This is a genomic window from Bathymodiolus heckerae thiotrophic gill symbiont, from assembly GCF_900128515.1.
Classification (GTDB): domain Bacteria; phylum Pseudomonadota; class Gammaproteobacteria; order PS1; family Pseudothioglobaceae; genus Thioglobus_A.
Genome location: NZ_FQTP01000077.1, coordinates 1 through 6816 on the forward strand (window position 1 = coordinate 1; position 6816 = coordinate 6816).

Below are 6816 nucleotides of genomic sequence, written 5' to 3' on the forward strand. Positions count from 1 at the left end.
AGATGTTAAAGCCACAAAAAACCAGTCGTTTTGAGCAGCGTGATGTAAGCATTATTGAAGTGATTTATTCTTGTGGCTTGCGCGTATCTGAACTGGTTAATCTAGATGTCAAGGATGTGGATTTATCTCAAGGGTTTTTAACCATTATGGGCAAGGGCGGAAAAATGCGCCACACACCTCTAGGCGCTTCAGCCCAAACAGTTATAAAAAAATATTTAACAATACACCAGTCAACCCCTTTATTTATTAATAAAAACGGTGAAAGGATCGGGGTTCGCTCGGTGCAAAATATGATTAAAAAGCGTGCACTGTCAGCCGGGATTAAAATAAATGTTCATCCGCATATGTTGCGTCATGCAGCGGCAACACACTTTTTACAATCCAGTCATGACTTGCGCTCGACTCAAGAATTTTTGGGCCATGCTAGTATTAAATCAACCCAAGTTTATACCCATCTTGATTTTTTAGAACTGTCAAAAGTTTATGATCAGTGTCATCCGCGAGCGAAAAAGACATGAATTTAAACACAAGAATTGCCGCTAATATTTTGGACGGTGGCGGGGTGGTTAGCTTGCCTACTGATACCATTCAGGGGCTTAGCTGCCTGCCGCTTGATCATTCTTTAATTCGACTTATTGAGTTAAAGCAGCGCTCAACCAATAAAGGGCTAATTTTAATAGCGAGCGATATTAAGTATGTTGAGGCTTATGTTGAAGATATTAAGCTATTAAAGCAAATTAAAGCAACTAACATGCCCACTACTTATATTATAAAAGCCAATAAAAATACACCAAGTTTATTGTTGGGTGGCTACGATACAGTAGCCATCAGACTGACTAATAATCAATTGATTAAAGATTTATGCAAAATAACTAACAGTGCATTGGTTAGTACCAGTGCTAATATTTCAGGTCAGAAAATTGCCCAGAGTGTCCTAAAGTTGCGGGTTTATTTTAAAGATCAATTAGACTATATAATTGCGCCAGTTAAGACGGATGCCAATCCATCGGCTATTATTAATTTACACACAGGAGAGAGGCTTAGATGATTGATCAGATTCAAGATTATTTATTAGCTTTACAAGAAGATATTTGCAGCCAATTAGAGCAAGTAGATGCTCAAGCAACATTTATCAAAGATGAATGGCAAAAGCCTAATGGTAAAGGCAATGGATTAACCAGAGTGCTAACAGCGGGAAAAGTGTTTGAGCAGGCAGGGGTTAATTTCTCGATCGTTCATGGTGATAATATGCCAGCCTCAGCCACAGCAATGAGACCAGAATTGGCCGGGAGAAGTTTTAGTGCGCTTGGTGTGTCACTGGTAATTCATCCCAATAATCCGTATGTGCCAACTTCACATGCCAACGTACGTTTTTTTGTCGCTGAAAAAGAAGGTGAAGATCCGATTTGGTGGTTTGGTGGCGGGTTTGATTTAACTCCATATTACGGCTTTGATGAAGACTGTATTGCTTGGCATCAAAGTGCTAAAGAGGCTTGTGATCCATTTGGTAAAGAAGTTTATCCAAAGTATAAAAAATGGTGTGACGATTATTTCTATATAAAGCACCGTGATGAGCAACGCGGGATTGGCGGCTTATTTTTTGATGATTTAAACGAGGGTAGTTTTGAGGAATGCTTTGCTTTTATGCGTAGCGTGGGTAATAGTTATATTAAGGCTTATAGACCGATTGTAGAAAAACGTAAAAGTATAGAATATGGCGATCATGAAAGACAGTTTCAGCTCTATCGTCGTGGACGTTACGTAGAGTTCAACTTGGTTTATGATCGTGGTACTTTGTTTGGCTTGCAAACAGGTGGACGCACAGAATCAATCTTAATGTCACTACCACCATTGGTGCGCTGGGAGTATCAATATGAGCCAGAGCCAAATACGCCTGAGGCCAAACTGTATGAAAAATACTTAAAACCACAAGATTGGATTAAATAAAATGAAAACTGACTTAAATGTAAAAAAACTACTATGCCCAATGCCGGTGATTCGATTAGGTGAATTAATTGAAAAAATTGCTGTTGGTGATACCATTGAAATGCTTGCAAGTGATCCAGGTGTACTTCATGATATTCCTGCTTGGTGCAAGGTACATGGCCATAAAGTATTAAATATTGAAGAAAAAACCGATGAGATTGTGCTTATTGTTGAAAAAATAGGGTAGAATTATTTGCTGTTTTTGCTATAAAAATTAGCTTAATACAAAAAAAGAATTTACACGTAACGGCGCGTGTTGCTTGACAAAGAGTGTCAGTTAAATATTAAAAAAGTTTAAATAAAGGAGAATATATGTCTGCTAAAGATGTAATGAAGATGATTGAAGACAACGAGGTTAAATTTGTTGATTTTCGTTTTACTGATACTATCGGTAAAGAGCACCACGTCAGTGTTCCTGCGCACACAGTTAATGAAGCTAAATTTGAAGAAGGTCAAATGTTTGATGGCTCTTCAATTTCTGGCTGGAAAGATATTAATGAATCTGACATGATTTTAAAGCCAGATACAACTACGTGTGTCATGGACCCATTCACTCAAGAGTCTACGCTAATTGTACGTTGTGATATTGTTGAGCCAAGCAATATGCAAGGTTATGAGAAAGATCCTCGTTCAATTGCTAAACGTGCCGAACAATATATGCAAGATTCAGGTATTGGCGATACAGCTTATTTCGGTAACGAAAACGAATTTTTCGTTTTTGATAGTGTTAAGTGGGATACGGGCTTTGGCATGGGTAAGGCATTTTATGAAATCCATTCTGAAGAAGCAGATTGGGAATCAGGTTCTGATTTAGAAGGTGGAAACAAAGGTCACCGTCCAAACGTTAAGGGTGGTTATTTTCCAGTGCCGCCAGTAGATTCATTGCACGACCTTAGATCGGAAATGTGTCTTGTGATTGAAGAAATGGGTGTTGAAACTGAAGTTCACCATCATGAAGTAGGCACAGCTGGCCAATGTGAAATTGGTGCTAAATTTAATACCCTGGTAAGAAAGGCTGACGAAACTCAAATCCTTAAGTACTGTATTCATAATGTTGCTCATATGTACAATAAAACAGCAACATTTATGCCTAAGCCAATTGCAGTTGATAATGGTAACGGTATGCACGTTCACCAATCAATTGCTAAAGATGGCGTTAACTTATTTGACGGTAACGAGTACGGCAACTTAAGTCAAATGGCTTTGTACTACATTGGCGGAATTATTAAGCATGCTAGAGCGTTAAATGCTTTTACTAATGCATCAACTAACTCTTACAAGCGTTTGGTACCAGGTTATGAAGCACCAGAAATGCTGGCATATTCTGCTAAGAACCGTTCTGCTGCGATTCGTATTCCTTATGTTGGCAACCCATTGGGTCGTCGTATTGAAGTGCGTTTCCCAGATAATACAGCGAATCCGTACTTAGCATTCTCTGCAATGTTAATGGCCGGCCTTGATGGTATCAAGAACAAAATTGATCCTGGTAAGCCCGAAGATGGTGATTTGTATGAATTGACTAATGAAGAAAAAGCAAAGATTCCTAAAGTTTGTAATTCTTTAGATCAAGCACTTGACGCGCTTGATGTTGATCGTGATTTCTTAAAATTAGGCGGTGTATTTACTGATGACGTAATTGACTCTTTCATTGGGCTTAAAATGAAAGAAGTGAATGCTATGCGTTCAGCACCTCATCCGGTTGAATTTGACATGTACTACAGCCTGTAGTTTCGTAATTTAAGTTCAAATAAAAGCCGTGTAAATGCACGGCTTTTTTTAATGTCTAATGCAAAAGGATTGAGTTAAAATAATCATTCTAAATTATTTATCAAACATCTTTATGACACAATTACGAAACGACTGGAAGCTTGAAGAAGTAGAAGCTTTGTTTGCATTGCCATTTAACGATTTATTGTTTAAAGCACATAGCATTCATAGAGAAAATTTTGATCCAAATTATGTTCAAGTAAGCTCGTTACTCAATATTAAGACTGGTGCTTGCCCTGAAGATTGTTCTTATTGCTCTCAAAGCTCTAAGTATGACACAGGGCTTGAGCGTGAAAAACTAATGGAAATTGATCTGGTTTTAGAGCAAGCCAAAATTGCAAAAGATCAAGGTGCAACTCGTTTTTGTATGGGTGCCGCTTGGCGCAATCCTACTGATAAAAGTTTAGACAAGGTAATTCCAATGATTCAAGGTGTTAAAGCCATGGGTATGGAGACTTGTGTAACCTTGGGTATGCTATCTCAAAAGCAAGCATTTACTTTGAAAGAGGCAGGATTAGACTATTACAATCATAATTTAGACACTTCAGAAGAAAACTACTCTAATGTTATTACAACACGTAATTTTCAAGATCGATTAAACACGTTAGAGTCTGTGCAAAATGCAGATATTAATGTCTGTAGTGGTGGAATTCTGGGTTTGGGTGAAACTCAAATGGACAGAGCTTCTATGTTAAGATCTTTGGCTAATCTCGAATTTCACCCTGACAGTGTTCCGATTAACTTATTAGTGCCAATCCCAGGTACACCATTTGAAAAAATTGAGCCACCATCAGAAACTGAATTTGTCAGAATGATTGCGGTTGCTAGGATTATGATGCCAAAATCAGTTGTGCGTTTGTCAGCAGGTCGTACAGATATGGGTGAAGCCATGCAGGCTATGTGTTTTTATGCTGGCGCTAATTCAATTTTCTATGGTGAGCAGTTGCTAACAACAAATAATCCCGATACTGGTAGCGACAAAGCATTGTTTAAAAAGCTTGGTCTCAATATGAAGCAACAATTTAATTAATATAAAATATATAGATATGAAAAAACAATTACTAATCGCATTATTTTGTTCATTTACTTCTTTTGGCGTAATTGCAGAGTCTAAAAACTGTGCGAGCGGTTATGACAATCTTGAGCATCTTGGTAGTTGCCTGGGTGGCGTAGTTGATTCTAGTATGGGAATTTTGGCGGATCTTCCGAGTGATATTAAAAATTGGTCAAACAAACAACATATTAAAGCTAAGCAAAAGCTAGAAACCATTAAAAGTGATATTTGTAGCGATTCTAACCCTATTAAAGAAGTAATTGTGGAGAGGGTTGTTTATGTTGATCGTATTGTCGAAGTTCCGACTAAGGTGCTTGAAAGACGCTGTATTACCAATAAAAAATCAGATAGATTTGGCAATATAAATGAGATGACTACTTGTACTGAGTGGAAGTAGGTTTTAGTTGGTTTGTATTTTAGGCCACAGTGATACGGTTTTTTTACGCCTGTAATAAGTGCCTAGAGATATTTTTAGTTGCATTTGGCTTGGCCAATTTGAGTGCATTACTTGACATCTCTTTAAATACTTCTTTATTCAAGCTAAGCAGTATTTTTTCCAAGGATTGAGTATTGAAATCTTGTTGTTCAATGAGTATGCCTGCGTTATTGTCAGCTAAAATTTTAGCATTATAAAATTGGTGATTATCAATGGCATGCGGTAATGGGATCAAAATACTTGGCGTACCACTTATCATCAATTCTGATACTGTCATCGCACCTGCTCGACACAACACGATATCAGCCCAAGCATAAGCCTTTGCCATGTCCTCAATAAAAGCGCTAACTTTAATGGATTTTTTCTCATATTGAGATTGAACATCGTCAAAGTGTAATTTCCCTGTTTGATGCCAGATATTGATATCAATGTCTAATTTGGTTACTACCTCGTTAATAGGCTTGGAGCCCAAACTGCCACCAATAATTAATAGATTAAGTTTTTTGTTGGTTGTGTTTGATTTTTTAGCTTTAAAAACAACAGGGTTACCCACTGTAATTGCATTGATAGAGGGGTTAAAAGCACCTTCAAAAGCCTCAAATGTTTGAGTTGCAATCTTGGATAGTAATTTATTGGTGGTGCCAGGGATTGAATTTTGTTCATGAATAAACAAAGGAATTCGATAAATCCATGCCATCAACCCGCCAACTCCTGAAGCAAAACCGCCCATACCTAATACCACATCAGGCTTAACTTTGGAAAATACTCTGCTTACTTCAAGAGCTGCAAAAGCTAATTGAAAGGGTGCTTTGAGTAAACTAATAATATTTTTTCCGCGTAAGCCAACCGTATTAACACTGTGTAGTTTAATATCGTGTTTTGGCACAATGGTGTTTTCCATGCCGCGTTTAGAGCCTAGCCATTCGATATTGACATTATGCTTTTTAAGCTCGCTAGCAATTGCTAACGCTGGAAAAATATGGCCGCCAGTACCGCCAGCCATAATTAGTATTTTTTTATTGATTTTGATTTTCTGATCAGACATATTTTTTTTGTTTAGAATATTCACAACGATTTTCCATATCGATTCTAAGTAAAATTCCCAGCGCAATTAATACGAAAATCATACTTGACCCACCGTAGCTAATTAATGGCAAAGGAAAGCCTTTAGGTGGTATTAGGCCGAGGTTCATGGCGATATTAACACTAAATTGAAGGGATAGCCAAGTGCAGATGCCAAAACCTACGTAAGAGCTGTATTTTCGTTTGTGCTTTAAGGCGTCTTTGGCAATTTTAAAGCCTTTAAGCACAATAAATCCAAAAATAAAGATGACAAATAGCATGCCAATAATGCCAATCTCTTCACCAATAATTGAAAAAATCATATCGGTATGTGGCTCCGGAAGTTTGGTGTACTTTTGAATACCATTGCCCAGTCCAACACCAGTCCAATCACCTCTAGCAATGCCGATTAAAGCTTGTTTGGTTTGATAGACTTTAGCGCTGTCATTTACCCATAAGTCAATTTGCCAGAATTCTGTCATTCTAATCCAGCGTACACCACCATCCAAAT

General features: G+C 37.7%; 9 protein-coding genes. 7 read left to right on the plus strand and 2 right to left on the minus strand.

Going from position 1 to position 6816, the window contains the following annotated elements:
- The 7 genes from BTHERMOSOX_RS08455 to BTHERMOSOX_RS08485 all read left to right on the plus strand — a co-directional run.
- Positions 1-518: tyrosine-type recombinase/integrase (locus tag BTHERMOSOX_RS08455; protein WP_171004705.1), on the plus strand; the 518-nt coding region annotated here is incomplete at its 5' end.
- The gene (locus BTHERMOSOX_RS08460; protein ID WP_138120647.1) at positions 515-1048 is read left to right on the plus strand and encodes an L-threonylcarbamoyladenylate synthase; all 534 of its coding nucleotides are present in this window, start codon (positions 515-517) and stop codon (positions 1046-1048) included. The genes BTHERMOSOX_RS08455 and BTHERMOSOX_RS08460, both read left to right, overlap by 4 nt.
- Positions 1045-1947, plus strand: a complete 903-nt coding sequence (hemF, locus tag BTHERMOSOX_RS08465) for an oxygen-dependent coproporphyrinogen oxidase (protein ID WP_138120648.1) — start codon at positions 1045-1047, stop codon at positions 1945-1947. The genes BTHERMOSOX_RS08460 and hemF overlap by 4 nt, the downstream gene beginning before the upstream one ends.
- 1 nt (position 1948) lies before the next feature.
- Entirely contained in the window at positions 1949-2173 is a 225-nt protein-coding gene (locus BTHERMOSOX_RS08470; RefSeq protein WP_138120649.1) for a sulfurtransferase TusA family protein, read from the plus strand.
- Between the two features lie 125 nt (positions 2174-2298).
- Complete coding sequence (gene glnA / locus BTHERMOSOX_RS08475) at positions 2299-3714, plus strand: type I glutamate--ammonia ligase (protein WP_138120650.1); 1416 nt, start codon at positions 2299-2301, stop codon at positions 3712-3714.
- A gap of 112 nt (positions 3715-3826) precedes the next feature.
- The gene (gene bioB / locus BTHERMOSOX_RS08480) at positions 3827-4783 is read left to right on the plus strand and encodes a biotin synthase BioB (protein WP_138120651.1); all 957 of its coding nucleotides are present in this window, start codon (positions 3827-3829) and stop codon (positions 4781-4783) included.
- Between the two features lie 16 nt (positions 4784-4799).
- Positions 4800-5204, plus strand: a complete 405-nt coding sequence (locus BTHERMOSOX_RS08485) for a hypothetical protein (RefSeq protein ID WP_138120652.1) — start codon at positions 4800-4802, stop codon at positions 5202-5204.
- 43 nt (positions 5205-5247) lie between these two features.
- Here the strand turns inward: BTHERMOSOX_RS08485 and murG are convergent, their stop codons facing one another.
- Positions 5248-6312 (minus strand): undecaprenyldiphospho-muramoylpentapeptide beta-N-acetylglucosaminyltransferase, encoded by a 1065-nt coding sequence (murG, locus tag BTHERMOSOX_RS08490; protein ID WP_249360660.1) that lies wholly within the window; start codon positions 6310-6312, stop codon positions 5248-5250.
- On the minus strand, positions 6281-6816 hold a 536-nt coding region (locus tag BTHERMOSOX_RS08495; protein ID WP_171004706.1), incomplete at its 5' end, for an FtsW/RodA/SpoVE family cell cycle protein. The genes BTHERMOSOX_RS08495 and murG, both read right to left, overlap by 32 nt.

Coding starts and splice junctions, on each gene's coding strand:
- BTHERMOSOX_RS08460 (WP_138120647.1), top strand. CDS start 515: ATGAATTTAAACACAAGAATTGCCGCTAATATTTTGGACGGTGGCGGG.
- hemF (WP_138120648.1), top strand. CDS start 1,045: ATGATTGATCAGATTCAAGATTATTTATTAGCTTTACAAGAAGATATT.
- BTHERMOSOX_RS08470 (WP_138120649.1), top strand. CDS start 1,949: ATGAAAACTGACTTAAATGTAAAAAAACTACTATGCCCAATGCCGGTG.
- glnA (WP_138120650.1), top strand. CDS start 2,299: ATGTCTGCTAAAGATGTAATGAAGATGATTGAAGACAACGAGGTTAAA.
- bioB (WP_138120651.1), top strand. CDS start 3,827: ATGACACAATTACGAAACGACTGGAAGCTTGAAGAAGTAGAAGCTTTG.
- BTHERMOSOX_RS08485 (WP_138120652.1), top strand. CDS start 4,800: ATGAAAAAACAATTACTAATCGCATTATTTTGTTCATTTACTTCTTTT.